The sequence below is a fragment of the Paraburkholderia sp. genome (genome assembly GCF_028283785.1).
GTDB lineage: Bacteria > Pseudomonadota > Gammaproteobacteria > Burkholderiales > Burkholderiaceae > Paraburkholderia.
Genome location: NZ_JAPWKB010000006.1, coordinates 196919 through 213608, shown reverse-complemented (window position 1 = coordinate 213608; position 16690 = coordinate 196919). Strand labels below are relative to the sequence as shown.

18 protein-coding genes and 2 pseudogenes are annotated in these 16690 nt (G+C 65.1%); 16 read left to right on the top strand and 4 right to left on the bottom strand.

Annotated features, from left to right (window positions below; translation table 11 throughout):
• The 4 genes from PW947_RS08845 to PW947_RS31210 all read left to right on the top strand — a co-directional run.
• On the top strand, positions 1 to 356 hold a 356-nt coding region (locus PW947_RS08845), incomplete at its 5' end, for a hypothetical protein (protein WP_299630915.1).
• The gene (locus PW947_RS08840) at positions 298 to 801 is read left to right on the top strand and encodes an MCP four helix bundle domain-containing protein (RefSeq protein WP_299630913.1); all 504 of its coding nucleotides are present in this window, start codon (positions 298 to 300) and stop codon (positions 799 to 801) included. The genes PW947_RS08845 and PW947_RS08840, both read left to right, overlap by 59 nt.
• Complete coding sequence (locus PW947_RS08835) at positions 801 to 1307, top strand: methyl-accepting chemotaxis protein (RefSeq protein ID WP_299630912.1); 507 nt, start codon at positions 801 to 803, stop codon at positions 1305 to 1307. Before PW947_RS08840 ends, PW947_RS08835 begins: the two co-directional genes overlap by 1 nt.
• Before the next feature lie 55 nt (positions 1308 to 1362).
• Positions 1363 to 1650, top strand: coding sequence for a chemotaxis protein CheW (locus PW947_RS31210; RefSeq protein ID WP_366146101.1), 288 nt, complete (start codon positions 1363 to 1365; stop codon positions 1648 to 1650).
• 47 nt (positions 1651 to 1697) lie between these two features.
• Here the strand turns inward: PW947_RS31210 and PW947_RS31205 are convergent, their stop codons facing one another.
• Positions 1698 to 2006, bottom strand: coding sequence for a hypothetical protein (locus PW947_RS31205; RefSeq protein WP_366146100.1), 309 nt, complete (start codon positions 2004 to 2006; stop codon positions 1698 to 1700).
• 25 nt (positions 2007 to 2031) lie between these two features.
• Here PW947_RS31205 and PW947_RS08825 point away from each other — a divergent pair, with 25 nt between their 5' ends.
• The 7 genes and pseudogenes from PW947_RS08825 (at position 2032) to PW947_RS08795 (ending at position 9283) form a co-directional block, all read left to right on the top strand.
• The gene (locus PW947_RS08825; RefSeq protein ID WP_299630926.1) at positions 2032 to 2493 is read left to right on the top strand and encodes a CheR family methyltransferase; all 462 of its coding nucleotides are present in this window, start codon (positions 2032 to 2034) and stop codon (positions 2491 to 2493) included.
• Positions 2472 to 2792, top strand: coding sequence for a tetratricopeptide repeat protein (locus tag PW947_RS08820; RefSeq protein ID WP_299630911.1), 321 nt, complete (start codon positions 2472 to 2474; stop codon positions 2790 to 2792). Before PW947_RS08825 ends, PW947_RS08820 begins: the two co-directional genes overlap by 22 nt.
• Positions 2793 to 2898: 106 nt before the next feature.
• Entirely contained in the window at positions 2899 to 3483 is a 585-nt protein-coding gene (locus tag PW947_RS08815) for a chemotaxis protein CheW (RefSeq protein WP_299630910.1), read from the top strand.
• Between the two features lie 13 nt (positions 3484 to 3496).
• Positions 3497 to 5987, top strand: a pseudogene (locus PW947_RS08810) (hybrid sensor histidine kinase/response regulator).
• 91 nt (positions 5988 to 6078) lie between these two features.
• Positions 6079 to 7093 (top strand): annotated as a pseudogene (locus PW947_RS08805) (chemotaxis response regulator protein-glutamate methylesterase).
• A gap of 115 nt (positions 7094 to 7208) precedes the next feature.
• Complete coding sequence (locus PW947_RS08800; RefSeq protein ID WP_299630908.1) at positions 7209 to 8306, top strand: diguanylate cyclase; 1098 nt, start codon at positions 7209 to 7211, stop codon at positions 8304 to 8306.
• A 47-nt stretch (positions 8307 to 8353) separates the two neighbouring features.
• A complete protein-coding gene (locus PW947_RS08795) occupies positions 8354 to 9283 on the top strand; it encodes an AlkA N-terminal domain-containing protein (protein WP_299630906.1) in 930 nt (309 codons plus the stop codon).
• On the opposite strand, the gene PW947_RS08790 is transcribed toward PW947_RS08795, so the two are convergent.
• A complete protein-coding gene (locus PW947_RS08790; protein ID WP_299630905.1) occupies positions 9280 to 9402 on the bottom strand; it encodes a hypothetical protein in 123 nt (40 codons plus the stop codon). The genes PW947_RS08795 and PW947_RS08790 overlap by 4 nt on opposite strands.
• Here PW947_RS08790 and PW947_RS08785 point away from each other — a divergent pair.
• Positions 9401 to 10228 (top strand): isocitrate lyase/phosphoenolpyruvate mutase family protein, encoded by an 828-nt coding sequence (locus tag PW947_RS08785; RefSeq protein ID WP_299630903.1) that lies wholly within the window; start codon positions 9401 to 9403, stop codon positions 10226 to 10228. The genes PW947_RS08790 and PW947_RS08785 overlap by 2 nt on opposite strands.
• A gap of 28 nt (positions 10229 to 10256) precedes the next feature.
• Here PW947_RS08785 and PW947_RS08780 read toward each other — a convergent pair whose 3' ends face one another.
• A complete protein-coding gene (locus tag PW947_RS08780; RefSeq protein ID WP_299630902.1) occupies positions 10257 to 11255 on the bottom strand; it encodes a LysR family transcriptional regulator in 999 nt (332 codons plus the stop codon).
• Between the two features lie 334 nt (positions 11256 to 11589).
• Here PW947_RS08780 and PW947_RS08775 point away from each other — a divergent pair, with 334 nt between their 5' ends.
• A complete protein-coding gene (locus PW947_RS08775) occupies positions 11590 to 11904 on the top strand; it encodes a hypothetical protein (protein ID WP_299630901.1) in 315 nt (104 codons plus the stop codon).
• Between the two features lie 59 nt (positions 11905 to 11963).
• Positions 11964 to 14111, top strand: coding sequence for a phosphocholine-specific phospholipase C (locus tag PW947_RS08770; RefSeq protein ID WP_299630900.1), 2148 nt, complete (start codon positions 11964 to 11966; stop codon positions 14109 to 14111).
• A 74-nt stretch (positions 14112 to 14185) separates the two neighbouring features.
• Here the strand turns inward: PW947_RS08770 and PW947_RS08765 are convergent, their stop codons facing one another.
• Positions 14186 to 15208, bottom strand: coding sequence for a VTT domain-containing protein (locus PW947_RS08765; protein ID WP_299630899.1), 1023 nt, complete (start codon positions 15206 to 15208; stop codon positions 14186 to 14188).
• Positions 15209 to 15592: 384 nt separating this feature from the next.
• On the opposite strand from PW947_RS08765, the gene PW947_RS08760 reads away from it, so the two are divergent.
• Together PW947_RS08760 and PW947_RS08755 are read left to right on the top strand one after the other, a co-directional pair.
• A complete protein-coding gene (locus PW947_RS08760; protein WP_299630898.1) occupies positions 15593 to 15904 on the top strand; it encodes a DUF4148 domain-containing protein in 312 nt (103 codons plus the stop codon).
• Between the two features lie 281 nt (positions 15905 to 16185).
• The gene (locus PW947_RS08755; RefSeq protein ID WP_299630897.1) at positions 16186 to 16506 is read left to right on the top strand and encodes a hypothetical protein; all 321 of its coding nucleotides are present in this window, start codon (positions 16186 to 16188) and stop codon (positions 16504 to 16506) included.
• Positions 16507 to 16690 lie beyond the last annotated feature (184 nt).

Below are 16690 nucleotides of genomic sequence, written 5' to 3'. Positions count from 1 at the left end.
TCAATGTAAAATTCCGCGCAAGCATCTATCAGACAATTCCGATGAGCTTGGCGGGTTCGGGGGGTTCACGCCATTTCCCCGACACGGTCTGCGGGATGTTCCTCGACACAAAGCAGAAAAGCCTAGAGGCGCGCGTGAAACAACTGACCATCCGGAAACGGATTCTTTACAGCTTCGGGACCGTTCTGGTCGTGATGCTGACGATGGCGGCGATTACCCTGTTTCAGCTGGGCGGCATCGGCCGCGACGCGAAGGTCAGCAGCAAGACTCCGTGCCGGGCCTCGGCCAACGACCGCGATGCGCGCGGCGTGGTTCGAGAACTACACCGTCACCCAGCGACTGATCTATGTCGATAGCGATCCGGCTTCGGTCAAACGCGACAGCGCACGTCTGGTCGAAACCCAGAACACGCTCGAAAAACTGCTGAACGATTACGGCTCGACGATCTTCCAGACCGCCGACCGCGATCTGTTCAACGACTTCAAGCAGCAGCGCGCGCTGTATCTGCCCGCACAGGCCACTTTGCTGAACGTGCTGCCGACGTCGAAAGACGACGCCGCGCGAATCTTCAACGCGCAAATCACCCCGATCTGGAAACCGGCCGCCTGTCGATGCAGCTGGTCGATAACAACAAGGGTTACGCCGACGAAGCCGCCGACCGCATCCGCAGTTCGGTCGAGACACGCGAGTCGTGCTGGTCATCGCGCTGATGATCGCCGCGGCGGTCGCCGCGATGGCCGGTTACTGGCTGTTGCGCGCCGTCTACGCCGATGGCGCGCGTGCTCGAAGTGGTCGATGTGATGCGCACCGGCGATCTGACGCAGCGCCTTCAACTGAACCGCAACGACGAAATCGGCGCGCTCGAAAACGGCTTCAACCGGATGACCGACGGGCTGGCCATGCTGGTTGGACAGGTGCAGAAATCGGCGCATCCAGGTGACCACCTCTGTCACCGCATCGAGCAGATGGTCAAGGAAATCCAGTCGGCGGTGTCGGCCAGCGTGATGGGCATGGACAAATTCGCCGAGGAGGTACGGCGCGGTATCCTCGAAGTGCAACACGTCGGCGGGCATCTGACGCAGATCATCCAGCAGGTGCAGGCGCTCGCCCCCCGGTTTCGATCGGTCAACGAAGGCATGCAGGCCGAGGCCACCGGCGCGGAGCAGATCAGCCAGGCTCTGTCGCAACTGTCTGAGGCCGCGCAGCAGACCGTCGAATCGCTGCGGCAATCCGACCCTGGCGATCGACGACCTGACGCACGTGGCGAACAGTCTGCGGACCGGCGTGTCGCGCTTCAAAGGTGTTGACGTGAGCCACGACGGCCCGGCGCTCGCGGTCACCCATCCGCCGCGCGCGTAAGCGATGCTGTTCGTCCTGTTCACGCTCGACACCGACCGCTATGTGATCGACGCATCGCAGGTCGAGCGCATGTTGCCGCTTGCGCGCGACACGCCGCCGAAGTCGATTCCCGGCGCGCCGTCGTGGGTCGCGGGCGTGATCGACCACGAGGGCACGCCGCTGCCGGTGATCGATCTGCCGGCACTGACGCTCGGCCGTCCCGCGCCGCCGCCATCATGTCCACCCGGATGGTGCTGGTGCAGTATCCGCCCGCTCGCCGCGCCAGCCACGATTTCCGCGTGCTCGCCGTGATCCTCGAAGGCGCGACGCTGCAAAGTCCGGCTGGATGCCGGCGCATTTCACGAAACCGGCATCGACACGCCGCACGCCCGCTTTCTCGGCCCGGTCGCCAACCACGCGGACGGCATCGTGCAATGGGTCAAGATCGACCAACTGCTGACGGACGACGTGAAAGCATTGCTGTTTCCGGAGACGCACGCATGAACGCGTACCGGCGCTTCACCGAGCTGCTGCACCGGACGGTCGGACTCGATGCCGCGTCGTTGGGCGATCACGCGATCGAACGTGCGGTCGATCAGCGCGCCGCCGACTGGTTCGCCGACGGTCACGCCGACGCAACGCTCGCCGATTACTGGGAAGCGCTGCACGTGTCGGCCCTCGCGCGCGAACCTGATGCAACTCGATGCGGCGGCGCTCGGGGTCTACGACTTCGTGTTCTGCCGCAATCTGCTGATCTATTTCGACCGCGCTACCCAGCACACGGCACTGCGCGCGCTCGACAACGTGCTCGACGAGCGCGGCACGCTGTTCGTCGGTCCGGCCGAAACCGGCTTGCTGATGCGCTACGGCATGCAGTCCGCGAAAATTCCGCTCGCATTCGCGTTCCATCGCGCGACGCCCAACGACGCCGACGCGTGCGCCGCGCAGTCGGTTGCGCCCGCGCCGGTCGCGCAAGCCGCCGCGCTGGCGCTCACCTACCCGTTCGCAGCGACGCCAGCGCCGACGTTCGCGGCGTCGCGTGCCATTTCGTCCGACGCCGCCCGCCAATGCCGGCATTCACCACCCGCCCGCCCGCTTTCGTCGCCGCGCCCGCTGCGCTGTCCGCGTCGGCCTTGCCCGCCGTCGGCACGGTGACGGCGAACCCGCTGCACGCCGCGCGTTCGCTCGCCGACGCCGGACGACTGGACGAAGCGCTCGCGGTCGTCGAGACGCATCTGAAACATCACGAACCGGACCCGGATGCGTTCTATCTGCTCGGCATGCTCGCCGACGCGCGAGGCGACGCGGCGCAGGCGCGCACGCAATATCGCCGTGCGCTGTACCTCGATCCGCAGCACACGGAAGTGCTCACGCACCTCGCCGCGCTGCTCGAACTCGAGGGCGACCGTCACGGCGCGCGGCTGCTGATGCAACGCGCGGATCGCTGGTTCTAAACGGAGCACGACGTGAACGACGCGCCCGTGACGATCATCGACGATTGCTGGAACCGCATCGGCGTAGCATAGCGGCAGCTCGTGCCCTGAACGCCTCGCCGACTACGTGCGCTGCCTGAACTGCCCGGTTTTCGAAACGGCCGCCGCGAAGCTGCTCGAACGTCCGATTCCGGATGTGCAGTTGCCGCGCCACGAAATCGCGCCAAGCCGCCATCTGCGTCCCGAAGGACAAGGCGCGACGGAATCGTTCGTCGTGTTCCGGATCGACGACGAATGGCTGGCGCTGCCGACGCACGTGCTTCAGCGGATCGTGCCGGTGCGCCCGATCCATACGTTGCCGCATCGCAAGCATCGCGCGGTGCTGGGGATCGTCAACGTGCAGGGCGAGGTGCTCGTGTGTCTGTCGCTGGCGTTGCTGCTCGGTTTCGAGCCCGCGAAGCGGAATCGCGCGACACGAATGACCGGAACGACCGGCGCGGTCAGCCCGCGCCTGCTGGTGGTCGCGCGCGGCGACGAACATGCGGTGCTGCCGGTGCGTCAGGTGGACGGCGTGCATCGTCTCGCGATCGCCGGTTTCCAGCCGCCGCCCGCGACGCTATCGGAAACCGCCGCGCGGCGCACGCGCGCGATTGCGCCTGGCGCGGCGTCACGGTCGGCCTGCTCGACGCCGACTGCCTGTTCGACACCCTGAACCGGAGCCTTGGATGACCCCGGATTCCGGACGCCCATCACTGATCGATCTGTTCCGCGAAGAGGTGCGCACGCAGGCGCGCGTGCTGAACGACGGCCTGCTCGCGCTCGAACGCACGCCGCGCGATGCCGCTGCGCTCGAAGCGTGCATGCGCGCCGCGCATTCGCTCAAGGGCGCGGCGCGGATCGTCGGCGTGCAGGTCGGCGTGTCGCTCGCGCATGCGATGGAAGATGGCTTCGTCGCCGCGCAGGAAGGCCGCGCGCTGCTCGACGCCGTGCGTGGATCGACGAACTGCTGCGCGCGGTCGATCTGATCGGCCGCGTCGGCGATCACGACAACGATGCCGCCCGCGCCGAAGTCAGCGCGTGCGTCGCCGCATTGCAGCGCCGGATGGATGGGGTGTCGCCGCATCACGCGTCGGACACGCATGCCACGCTGGCGGGACTGCGTCTGAATCCCACGCCGCCGAACCCGCCCGATGCAACACAGGCGGCACACGCTGCGCCGCCAGTGCCGACGCAGCCGACGCAGTCGAATTCATCGCCCGACGAAGACGCGTTCAACCGTCTCGCGGATGCGTTGCGCGCCGAGGCGCCAGCGGCGTCTGCGTCCGTGTCCGCGCCGCCGTCATCGAGCCCGTCATCGAGCCCGTCGTCGCCTCCCTTGTCGAGCCCGCTGCCGACGCCGAAACCGCCGCCTGTCGGCCACGTCCCGGCCAACGTCCCCGCCAGCCCGACCCATCAGCCCGCCACGCCCGACCGGATGCTGCGCGTGCGCGCCGACAATCTCGACCGGCTGCTGTCGCTTTCGGGCGCATCGCTGGTCGAATCGCGCTGGCTGAAACCGTTCGCGCAATCGATGCAGCGGATTCGCCGCGTGCAGCGCGACAGCACGCACGCGCTCGACCGCTTGCAGGAAGCGCTCGCAGATACGCGTCTCGATCCGCGCGCGCAAGCCGCGCTCGACGGATTGCGCCGCGTCGCGACTGAATCGCGATCGCTGATCGGCCAGCGTCTGACCGAACTCGAAAACTTCGATCTGCGTTCGACGCATCTGTCGCAGCAACTGTACGACGCCGCGCTGCGCTGCCGGATGCGTCCGTTCGGCGACGGCGGCGGCGGACTTGCGCGGATGGTGCGCGACGTCGCGCGTTCGCTCGGCAAGAAAGTGCACTGGCAACTGGTCGGCGAATCGACCGGGGTGGACCGCGACATTCTCGATCTGCTCGAAGCGCCGCTCGGCCATATGCTGCGCAACGCCATCGATCACGGCATCGAAGCGCCCGCCGTGCGGCTCGCGCGCGGCAAGCCGGAAGAGGGCACGGTCACGCTCGACGTGCGCCATACGGCCGGCAATCTGCTGATCACCGTATCCGACGACGGCGCGGGCGTCGATCTCGACGGTTTGCGCAGCTCGATCGTCAAAAAGCAACTGGCCAGCGCCGACACCGCCGCGCGTCTGTCCGAGACCGAACTGCTCGAATTCCTGTTCCTTCCGGGCTTCTCGTTGCGCGACCGCGTGACCGACGTGTCGGGACGCGGCGTCGGTCTCGACGCGGTCCACGATATCGTCAAGCGGGTCCGCGGCACCGCGCGGATTTCGCACGAAGCCGGTCTCGGCATGCGCGTGCAATTGCAGTTGCCGCTGACGCTGTCCGTGATTCGCAGCCTGCTGGTCGAAGTGGCGGGCGAGCCTTACGCGATGCCGCTCGCGCACGTGAATCGCACGCTGCACGTGCATCGCGCCGACATCGAACTGCTCGAAGGACATCAGCACGTCGCGTTCGACGGACGGCGGATCGGCGTCGTCACCGCGCATCAGATTCTCGACACCGCGCCGCCCACCTTCGAGGACGATACCGTGAGCCTGATGGTGATCGGCGAAGGCACGCAGACCTTCGGCGTGGTGGTGGACCGCTTTCTCGGCGAACGGATGCTCGTGATGCAACCGCTCGATCCGCGCCTGGGCAAAGTGCGCAACATCACCATCCGGCGCGCTGATGGAAAACGGCGACCCGGTGTTGATCGCCGACGTGGACGACTGGCTGCGCTCGGTCGAAAAACTGATCGCGGCGGGCGATCTGCGTCACACCGAACGCGGCGCGACCCAGGCGGCCAAACGCGCGGCGCGGCGGGTGCTGGTGGTCGACGATTCGCTGACCGTGCGCGAACTCGAACGCAAGCTGCTGGCCACGCGCGGTTACGACGTGACGATCGCCGTGGATGGGATGGATGGCTGGAACGCGGTGCGCAGCGAGCGTTTCGATCTGGTGATTACGGATATCGACATGCCGCGCATGGACGGCATCGAACTGGTCACGCTGATCAAGCGCGATCCGCAATTGCAGTCTGATGGCGGTGATGATCGTGTCGTATAAAGACCGCGAGGAAGATCGTCGCGCGGGTCTCGACGCCGGCGCGGATTATTATCTGGCAAAAGGCAGTTTCCAGGACGCAGCGCTACTCGATGCGGTGCGCGACCTGATCGGCGGCGCGTTCGACTAGCACGCGAATCCGGGCAGACGCGCGCCGGGCGCGCGTAAACCACGCAGATCCCGCGTCAACCCGAGCGGGTAAAAAGACGAATGAGGCACGTATGAAAATCGGCATCGTCAACGTTGTACCGCTTGCCGTCGAAGCATTGCGCCGTGCGCTCGCGTCGCGGCCGGACTATAACGTGTTGTGGGTCGCGCAGGACGGCCAGCAGGCGCTGGACTTCTGCAGCGTGCAGCGGCCGATGTCGTGTTGATGGACCTGGTGATGCCGAACGTGGACGGGATCGAGGCGACCCGCCGGATCATGGAGCGCGCGCCGTGCGCGATCCTGGTCGTGACGGTCGATGTCGGCGCGAACGCGTGGCGCGTGTACGAAGCGATGGGCGCAGGCGCGCTCGACGCGGTCGATACGCCCGCGCTCGCCGGTCCCGACGCCGCGAAAGGCATCGCGATGCTGTTCGCGAAGATCGACCGGATCGGCGCGCTGGTGCGGGAGCGCACGCCGCAGCGGGTGACGCCCGCCGCGCCGCCGCCCGCGCCCGCCCGATCGCGCGACGCCGCTGGTGGCGATCGGCGCGTCGGCGGGCGGCCCGGCCGCGCTGGCGACGCTGCTCGCGGGCTTGCCGAAGCATTTTGCCGCCGCTATCGTGATCGTCCAGCACGTCGATGCCGCATTCGCGCCCGGCATGGCCGACTGGCTGAACCAGCAATCGGCGTTGCCGGTGCGGGTCGCGCGAGGGCGACCGGCCGCAGGCGGGCATCGTGCTGCTCGCCTCGACCGACGATCATCTGCATCTGAAAACGGCCCACGCGCTCGGCTATACCGACGTGCCGCGCGATACGCCGTACCGGCCTTCGGTGGATGTGTTCTTTCAGAGCGTGGTGGCGCGCTGGACCGCGCCCGCGATCGGATTGCTGCTGACCGGCATGGGCCGCGACGGTGCGATCGGCCTGAAAGCGATGCGCACGAAGGGCTATCACACGATCGCGCAAGACCAGGCGACCAGCGCGGTCTACGGCATGCCGAAAGCGGCCGCCGCCGTCGATGCCGCGGTCGCGATCCTGCCGCTGCCGCGCATCGCCGATGCGCTGGTGGTCGCGCTTGGCGCGCCATGACAAGACTTTGACATCGCCCGACCCGCGATTGCCGCGATACCTGCAGCGTCCCGGGCATGACGACGGGCACCGCAAACATGCACCGTATGCTTTCACCGACACCCAGTTGAACACCATGAACCTTTACAACCCGGAACTTGACACCTCGACGCCGAAGCACGCCGAGTCGCGCATCGACACGGCCGACGCGCCGGACCACGCGGTCGAGCAGGCGTTGTCGCGGATCCTGAACAACCCGCCCGCGGCCGAGTGTCCGATCATGGTGTTGCTGGTCGACGATCAGGCCATCATCGGTGAAGCGGTGCGGCTCGCGCTGGTCGGTGAAGCAGGCGTCGATTTCCACTATTGCGCGTCGCCGGAAGAAGCGGTGGCCTGCGCCGAGCAGACCCGCGCGACCGTGATCCTGCAAGACCTCGTGATGCCCGGCACCGACGGCCTCACGCTGGTTCGTCTGTACCGGCAAAACCCGGCCACCCGCGATATTCCGATCATCGTGCTGTCCACCAAGGAAGAGCCGCTGGTCAAGAGCGCGGCGTTCGCTGCCGGCGCCAACGACTATCTGGTGAAACTGCCGGACCGGCTCGAACTGATCGCGCGGATTCGCTACCACTCGCGCTCGTATATGAACCTGTTGCAGCGCGACGAGGCTTATCAGGCGCTGCGTCAATCGCAGCAGCAACTGCTCGCGACCAACCTGGAACTGCAACGGCTGACGCACTCGGACGGCCTGACGGGCCTGTCGAACCGTCGTTATCTGGATCAATATCTGGCGGCCGAGTGGCGACGCGGCACGCGCGATCAGACCGGTCTCGGCTTCCTGATGATCGACGTCGATAATTTCAAGGCTTACAACGACACCTACGGTCACGTCGCCGGCGATGTCGTGCTGCAACGTATCGCGCATACGGTCGCGACCTGCCTCGGCCGCACGCCCGATCTCGCGGCGCGTTTCGGCGGCGAGGAATTCGCGGTGGTGTTGCCGGGCATGTCGGCGGGCGGCTTGCGTCTGCTCGCGGAAAAGATCCGCCTCGCGATCGAAGCGCTCGGTATCGAGCATTCGGGGTCGGGGACCGGTTGGGTCACCATCAGCATCGGCGCGGCGATGGTCGTGCCGACGCTCGACGCGCCCGTGACGAGCCTGATCGAAGCCGCCGACGCCGGACTGTATCGCGCCAAACGCGACGGCAAGAATCGCGTCGCGATCAGCGAGTAACGCCGGATGGCGTCCACCTGATGCGCACCGATGCGCAACCGGCCGACATGGCTTCCACACACAACGCCGTCGCGCCGCGCAAACGTCTGCTGCTGCCTTTCATCGAACCTTACGACAGTGCGCGCGTGCTGCGTTTCTTTAGCGGCCGCGCGACGCCCGGCGTCGAAACCGTCGAAGACGGCGCGTATATCCGCGCAATCGAATGGGCCGGCGATGCGGGCACGATCAGCGTCAAACCGCACGCCAGCAAACCGTGCGTCGTCGTGCAGATCGACGGCGCGGCGAGCCGTCATGGCACCGCGATCGGGCGGCATGTCGCGCGCATGTTCGATCTGCAAGCCGACGCGCCCGCGATTGCCGCGCATCTCGCCCGCGATCCGTGGTTTGCGCCGTTGACGCGCGCGGTGCCCGGCTTGCGCGTGCCGGGCGCGTGGTCCGGTTTCGAACTCGTGGTACGCGCGATCGTTGGTCAGCAGGTCAGCGTCAAGGGCGCGACGACGATCATCGGACGCCTCGTGCAACGCGCAGGTCTGCCGATCACCGATCATCCGCATCCCGATACCGCGTGGCGTTTTCCGACACCCGACGCACTCGCCCACGCAGATCTCGACAAGATCGGCATGCCCGGCAAGCGGATTGCTGCACTGCAAAATTTTGCGCATGAAGTGGCGACCGGCGCGATGCCGCTCGACGATCCGGACGTCGATCACGCGTCATTGCGCGCGGCGATGCTGGCGATGCCCGGCATCGGGCCGTGGACCGTCGAATACGTGGCGATGCGTGCGTTGCGCGATGCCGACGCATGGCCCGGCACCGATCTGGTCTTGCTGCAGGCGCTGGTCGCGCGCGATCCGTCGATGGCGAACAAGGCCGCACTGCGCGCGCGGGCCGACCACTGGCGGCCGTATCGCGCGTATGCGGCACTGCATCTATGGAATGAAATCGCGGACTGCGCGGGCGCGGCGAAAGGCGGCTAGCGCGTCACGTCCGAGCTGCGCAAAGTGGGCGACATGCCCGCGCGTGACCCGGGCAGCTCGGCTACCATGAATGCAATCCGATCGTTCAGATCGGTCACCCACCACCGTGAGTTGCTCATGTCCCGCTCCATCGCTGAAAAGCGCGCGGCTTTCCGCGCGCTGCACGACCAGGGCTGTTTCGTGTTGCCGAATCCGTGGGATACCGGCAGCGCGGTCTATCTGCAAAGCCTTGGTTTCAAGGCGCTCGCCACCACCAGTTCCGGCCTCGCGTGGTCGCTCGGTCATGCGGACAACAGCGTGTCGCGCGACGCGGTGCTGGCGCATCTGCGCGACATCGTCATCGCGACCGATCTACCCGTCAACGCCGACTTCGAAAACGGCTTCGCGACCGACGCCGACGGTGTCGCGGAAAGCGTCCGGCTTGCGGTGCAAACCGGCGTCGCGGGATTGTCGATCGAAGACTCGACGGGCGACGCCGCCGCGCCGCAGTTCGGCATCGACGTCGCGGTCGAACGGATCCGTGCCGCGCGTCGCGCGATCGATCAATACGGCAGCGACACGATGCTGATCGGACGCGCGGAGAATTTCTTCTGCGGCAATCCCGATCTCGACGACACCATCGCGCGGCTCAAAGCCTATTCGGACGCGGGCGCGGATTGTCTGTACGCACCGGGTATCGGCACGCGCGACGAGATTGCGGCCGTGGTCGCGGCGGTCGCGTCGAAGCCGGTGAATCTGCTGGTGGGATCGGCCAGCACGCTGACCGTGGACGAGATCGCCGCGCTGGGCGTCAGACGGATCAGCGTGGGCGGCGCATTGGCACGCGCCGCGTGGGGCGGCTTTATGCGCGGCGCGCAGGCTCTCGCGCAAGGACGATTCGACGGCTTCGCGGATGCCGCGTCGGGTCAGCAACTCAACGCGCTGTTTCGCGATTCCGGGTCGTAAGCGTAAGCGTCGCGCAGCGGGTTACAGCTCACACGCCGAGTGCGTCCGTTGTCTGTTCGACATCGGAAACAGCCGGTATGTCGAGCGGCTGCGCGCACGCGAAATTGCACAACTCGGCTTTATCGTTGTCGAGCACGACCGGCAGATACTCGCGCAAAAACTCCACCCACGTCCGCACTTTTGAATCGACATACTGACGCGACGGATAGAGCGCATGAATCGTCATGCGTTGCGATACGTAGTCGGGAAGAATGCGCACCAGTTCGCCGCTACGCAGACCGGCGATCGCCGAATAGATCGGCACCACGCCGACGCCCATCCCTTTGCTGACCGCTACCGCCAGCGCTTCCGCGTTGTTGATCCTGAACGCAGTGTTACTGGGCGAAAACGTTTCTTCGCCGTTCGGACCGTCGAAGCGCCAGGTATCGGCGGCGAATACGGTCGTCACCATCTGAAGACACGTGTGCTCGCGCAATTCGGCGGGCGTCAACGGCACGCCACGCGCGCGAAGATAGTCCGGCGACGCGCACGCGATGCTGAAACCGCTGCCCAGTTGCTGCGACACCAGCGACGAATCCGGCAAGCCCGCCGCCACCGTCAACGAAATATCGAAGCCTTCCTCGATCAGGTCGGGCAGATGATGCGACAGCGTCAGTTCCACGCGCACATCCGGATAGCGCTGCTGGTACGCGTTGATCGCGGGAATCAGATAGTGCTGGCCGAAGCTCGTCATCGCATGCACCTTCAGCTTGCCCGACGGGCGCGCATGCGAATCGGCGGCCTCGCCCTCGGCCTGATCGACACACGCGAGAATCTGCTCGCAGCGATGCAGATAGCGCTCGCCGGCTTCTGTCAGCGCGAGACGGCGCGTCGTGCGATTGAGCAGACGCGTGCGCAGATGCGACTCCAGATCGGACACCGAGCGCGAGACCTGTGCGGTGGTCGAGTGAAGACGCTGCGCGGCACCCGTAAAGCTGCCCGCATCGACGACGCGGAGAAAGACCCGCATGTTGTGAAACGTATCCATGTCACCCCTCGAATTACCAGAAGATTGTTTCATGGATCGCAGCCGCGATTACTTCAATGTGCGTAAAACGCCTTTGCAGATCACGTGAAGCCGCGCTTTGACGTCGCGTTAGCGCGTGATCCGCTCAGATACCGCCAGCCGCTAAAGCACTCCGCACGTGACGCATCTCCGATCGCTTTCAGCGTATCGGGCTCGGTGCGTTCGCTCACCCAACGAAGCTTTCATTTGCCTTTTAGCTGCTATTTGCACGCATTTTCGTGCTCGCAAACGTTTCACAATTATTTCTTGAAAGATCTGCAGAATGCACTCGCTATCAAGAACACAGGTTGCGAACATGAGAAGAGACACCGTATTGGCAAGCGTCCTGACGCTTGCCTGCGTTGCCATGCTCAGTGCATGCGGCGCCGACGACAATGCTTCCGCCAGCGCATCGAACGCCGTCACGGCGAACGACACCACGCAGGACGCAGCGATTGCATCACCGCAAACCGGCACGTCCAACGTACCGTCCGACGCGGACGCATTCGCCCGCGCGAACGCGCCCGGTATCGCGCAAGACATGCAGGCGACGCTCGCCGCCGACAGCCAGCAAGTCGCCCCCGTCATCCACTACGCGCCCGGCGACTCCGCCGCGAACACCAGCAACTGACCGGATTCCCCCGGCGCGCGTCGCGCGCTACTCTTCCTCCCCGCAGAAGGTGATATTCGATGACATCAACTAGCCGTCGCCGTTTCCTGCAGACCGTCGCATCGTCTGCCGGCGCTGCCGCCGCCCTCACCGCGCTTCCCGAGTCGATCCGCAATGCGCTCGCGGTGCCCGCGAATTCGCGCACCGGTACGATTCGCGACGTCGAGCATATCGTCGTGTTCATGCAGGAAAACCGCTCGTTCGACCATTATTTCGGTCACCTGCGCGGTGTGCGCGGCTACAACGACCGCTTTCCGGTGCCGCTGCCCAGCGGCAAACCGGTCTGGTATCAGCCGTCGAAAGAAGATGCGACGACGCCGGTGCTGCCGTTCCATCTGAACACCGCGACCACCAGCGCGCAGTGCGTCGGCGATCTCGATCACAGCTGGTATGCGACGCATGCCGCGATCGACGCGGGCCGTTACGATCAGTGGCCGGCGAACAAGACCGACATGACGATGGGCTATCACCTTCGCAGCGATATCCCGTTTCACTACGCACTGGCCGATGCGTTCACCGTCTGCGACGCGTACTTCTGTTCGCTGCCGGGACCGACGCATCCGAACCGCTCGTATCTGATGACGGGCACGGTCGATCCGACCGGCACGTTCGGCGGTCCGCTGCTCGACAACAACGATTACGTCGACGGCGACGGTCCGCCGAACTATCAGTTGCTGTCGTGGACGACGTATCCGGAACGCCTTCAGACCGCGGGCATCTCGTGGCAGATCTATCAGCAGGGCCTGACGGGTGCCGATCCGCTGAACGGCAATTACGGCACCAATATCCTGCAAAACTTCACGAACTTCATCAACGCGCAACCGGGCTCGCCGCTGTATGAACGCGCGCAAACAGTCCGCACGATCGACGACCTGAAGGCCGACGTGCTGGCGAACCGGTTGCCGCAAGTGTCGTGGCTCTGCCCGCCCGCCGCGTACTCCGAGCATCCGAAATACACGCCCGCTTACGGCGCGGAATACACGTCGCAGATTCTCGACGCGCTGACGTCGAATCCGGACGTGTGGAGCAAGACCGTGCTGTTCATCATGTACGACGAGAACGACGGCTTCTTCGATCACATGGTGCCGCCGCAACCGGCCACGACGGCCGCGCAAGGCAAGTCCACCGTCAGCACCGACGGCGAAATTCATACGGTGGTGAACCCGGCGCGCGGCGGCAGCTATACCGCCGACGGCCTGCCTTACGGGCTCGGACCGCGCGTGCCGATGACGATCGTGTCGCCGTGGAGCAAGGGCGGTTTCGTGTGCTCGCAGGTGTTCGATCACACGTCGGTGATCCGCTTTATCGAAGCGCGTTTCGGCGTGCAGGAGCCGAATATCACGGCATGGCGACGCGCGGTGTGCGGCGATCTGACGACCGCGTTCGACTTCCGCACGCCCGACTCCAAGATGCCGCCGCTGCCGGACACGAGCAACTACAAAAGTCTCGCCGACAACCAGTGCGCCACGCAGCCCGCACCGACCGTTCCCGCCACGCCCGGCGCGATCGATCCGCAGGAAAGCGGCATTCGCTTCGCACGCGCGTTGCCGTATGAGTTGCATGTGAACGGTCACGCGGACGTGAAGCAGAACACCTTCACGATCGACCTCGCGAACAGCGGCGACCAGGGTGCGCACTTCTACGTGTACGCGACCAATCGCACCGACGGCCCGTGGCGCTATACCGTCGAAGCCGGCAAGTCGCTCAGCGAAAGCTTCGACCTGACGACCACCAGCGGTGTCTATGCATTCGACGTGTTCGGTCCGAACGGATTCGTCCGCAAATTCGCGGGCAATGCGCGCGTGACGACGCACACGCAAACGGCCGGTCTGGCCGGTCGCAACGGTCCTGCGGTGCCGGAAATCAAGGCGCAATACGACGTCGCGAACGGCAACGTGTTCCTGAAGTTCAGCAATGCGGGCGGCGGCATTGCCCGTCTGACGGTCACGGACAACGCGTATGGAGCGCGCTCGCGTGCCGTGCTGGTGCCGGCGGGCGGCGTGCTGGAGGAAGCGTGGGTGCTGGCGTCGAGCCATCACTGGTACGACCTGAGCGTGACCAGCCGCGACGACGACAGTTTTGTGCGCCGACTCGCCGGTCACGTCGAAAACGGCCGTCCGAGCATCAGCGACCCGGCGGCGGTTGCGCCGGTGACGGTCTCGATCTGACGCAGGTTGTCAGGTGAAGGAGCCGCGCGGCAAGCGATGCGCGCGGCGACCTTGCCATGTAGATGGCGCGACGGTCAGCCCGGCAGTTCGGCCCTGACCGTGTACTCGCCTGGCTCGCCGGCAACCTTGCGAGTCAGGTGCCCCCCCGACGAATAGAAGTCGTCGGGCAGCGGTTCCAGCGGATAACCGCGCTTCTCCCACGCATCGAGTCCGCCCTTCAGCGCGCGGACATGGTGAATGCCCTTGCGATGCAACTGACCGACGATGCGCTTCGCAGTCGCCTCGTTCGGACAGACGCAATACACGACGATCGGATGCGCGAGCAAGGCCGGATCGAGTTGCCCCGGCGAGTCGAGATCGAGCGGATACGCACCGGCGATCCGGTACGCTTCCTTGTCGCGGACACTGCGCGGCCGCGCGTCGAAAATCAGCGGCGGCGCGTTCGAACGCATCATTTCGTCAAGCTGATCGGGGTTGATGCGCGTCTGCGCGAGCCAGCGCCGGAATTGCAGCCGGCGTATCCATCGATACAGCAACACCACCGCGCCGATCACCGCGAACGCATCGAAAATCGTGCCGCCGTTCTGGCGCACCAGCAGCATCAACTGGACGATCTGATCGTGCAGCGCCGCCCCGCCGATCAGCCACACGCCTGCCCATAGCGTTGCGCCGACGGCGTCCCACAGCAGGAATACACCGACCGCGATACCGGTCGTACCCAGCAGCGGCGCCGAGATCAGACCGAGCCCCGGCAGAAACTTCGCGACGGTCAGAATCGGCGCGCCGTGACGTTCGAACACGTTACGCGCGACCCGCACGGTCGTATCGAGCGACAACGAAAAACGCACCAGATAGTTGAGCAGACGCCGCCCGCGCACACGCCCGACGAAGAACCACGACGAATCCGCGATCAACGCCGCGCCGATCGCGGCGCAAAACACCGACACCCACGACACCTGACCCATTGCGGCCATCGTCCCGGCCAGCATCAGCATCGGCGCGGCGGGGACGGGCACGCCGAGTTGCGTGACGAGCACGCTGAAAAACACGGCCCATGCGCCGAGCGATGCGGGAACTGCGGTCGGAAAGTGCCACACGTCAGTGATCCTGAAAAGCGGGGAAAGCGGGCAACGGCGCGAGCCGGATTGACCGGGAACAGCGCGTTCCTGCATGTCGCGTGCCTGCTGGCGTCGTCGGGACGGTGCGGACATCGCGGGTCGGATTCTAGACGGAATCGACGAAAACCGCCGCCGCGTTGACAGGCGGGCAACACGGCAGACGGCTCGCGGCTGCGTCCGGCTCGGGTGCGAAATGTTGTCGCAGCCCGGAGCACGTCAGGCACCCCCGATTTTTATATCAAATTCGGTAACTATTCTTACTAAAAAGCGCGATTTATCGCCATCCATTGCAAAGATAGAATTCAATCACTGGCTGCGAACACACACCAACGCGGCCCAATAAACACATTCGAGGTCGCTATCATGAAGTCGCTCATTCAAGCTGTTGTCGTTGCTGTTGCATTTGCCGCTCCGGTCGCCGTGTTTGCCCAATCGAACCAGCCGCTGACCCGCGCCGAAGTGCGCGCCCAGCTGGTCCAACTGGAAAAGGCCGGTTACAACCCCGGCATCAGCGACCCGCATTACCCGCAAAACCTGCAAGCCGCGCAAGCGCGCGTCGATGCGCAACAGGGCGCGAACGTCGCCGTAGGCGGTGTCAACAGCGGTACGTCGGCATCGGGTTCGCGTGCACCGCTGAATGACGGTGGCGTGCGTCCGGTCTATTTCGGTCAGTAAGCGCCCGGCGCGCTACACCGACGAAAGCGTAGCGAAGCACGGCTTCGCTACGCAATAAAAAGCGGGCCTGCTATCGCGAGATAGCAGGCCCGCTTTTTCGTGGCGATTCGAATGTCTTAAGCGTCTGCGACGTTCGACGCATGCGCTTGATCCACAGCGTCCTGCCGTTGACCTCTGCGGCAGCCGAGCTATAACAGACTTGCAGCGCAGCCCTTTTTGCGTGGCATTTCAGGCACGCGGAGTGCGGCTCGTTCGATGTAGTGGATTCAAGGAGTACGGAAATGAAAAGCTATCTGTCGTCTTCACTGGCAAGCGCTTTACTCGTAGTTGGAATGATCCAGGTTCAGGTGGTTCAGGCGCAGGATATGGGCGCCGATCCCCAGCAATCGTCGCGAGCGAGAATGGCCGAACACGCAAACGCGTCGGCGCAATCCGCCACCGACATCTCGTATGGGGAAACACAACCGGCTAACGGCATTGCTTCGCAACCGCTCAACGACACCTCGTATGGCGGCGTTCCGGACATGACCAGCCAATCCGGCGGACCGCGCACGACACCCTGCGTGCCGGCGACGCACTGCGATATCTACTTCGGCCGCTAACCCACGCCGACACATTTTGGTGTTTCGTAAGCCGGTCGGTGCATCCGTCGATGTACTTACCGGCATTTCACGCTCCCGCCCGCACACCAATGCGACCGTATGACGCACAACGTATTTGATACGTTGCAAGCGGCCTGATCGAACGGAATAGCCCTTGTTTTACAGGCTGAATCGCATTCTTCGA

Coding starts and splice junctions, on each gene's coding strand:
- PW947_RS08840 (WP_299630913.1), top strand. CDS start 298: ATGCGCGCGGCGTGGTTCGAGAACTACACCGTCACCCAGCGACTGATC.
- PW947_RS08835 (WP_299630912.1), top strand. CDS start 801: ATGCGCACCGGCGATCTGACGCAGCGCCTTCAACTGAACCGCAACGAC.
- PW947_RS31210 (WP_366146101.1), top strand. CDS start 1,363: ATGCTGTTCGTCCTGTTCACGCTCGACACCGACCGCTATGTGATCGAC.
- PW947_RS08825 (WP_299630926.1), top strand. CDS start 2,032: ATGCAACTCGATGCGGCGGCGCTCGGGGTCTACGACTTCGTGTTCTGC.
- PW947_RS08800 (WP_299630908.1), top strand. CDS start 7,209: ATGAACCTTTACAACCCGGAACTTGACACCTCGACGCCGAAGCACGCC.
- PW947_RS08795 (WP_299630906.1), top strand. CDS start 8,354: ATGGCTTCCACACACAACGCCGTCGCGCCGCGCAAACGTCTGCTGCTG.
- PW947_RS08785 (WP_299630903.1), top strand. CDS start 9,401: ATGTCCCGCTCCATCGCTGAAAAGCGCGCGGCTTTCCGCGCGCTGCAC.
- PW947_RS08790 (WP_299630905.1), bottom strand. CDS start 9,402: ATGAGCAACTCACGGTGGTGGGTGACCGATCTGAACGATCGGATTGCA.
- PW947_RS08780 (WP_299630902.1), bottom strand. CDS start 11,255: ATGGATACGTTTCACAACATGCGGGTCTTTCTCCGCGTCGTCGATGCG.
- PW947_RS08775 (WP_299630901.1), top strand. CDS start 11,590: ATGAGAAGAGACACCGTATTGGCAAGCGTCCTGACGCTTGCCTGCGTT.
- PW947_RS08770 (WP_299630900.1), top strand. CDS start 11,964: ATGACATCAACTAGCCGTCGCCGTTTCCTGCAGACCGTCGCATCGTCT.
- PW947_RS08760 (WP_299630898.1), top strand. CDS start 15,593: ATGAAGTCGCTCATTCAAGCTGTTGTCGTTGCTGTTGCATTTGCCGCT.
- PW947_RS08755 (WP_299630897.1), top strand. CDS start 16,186: ATGAAAAGCTATCTGTCGTCTTCACTGGCAAGCGCTTTACTCGTAGTT.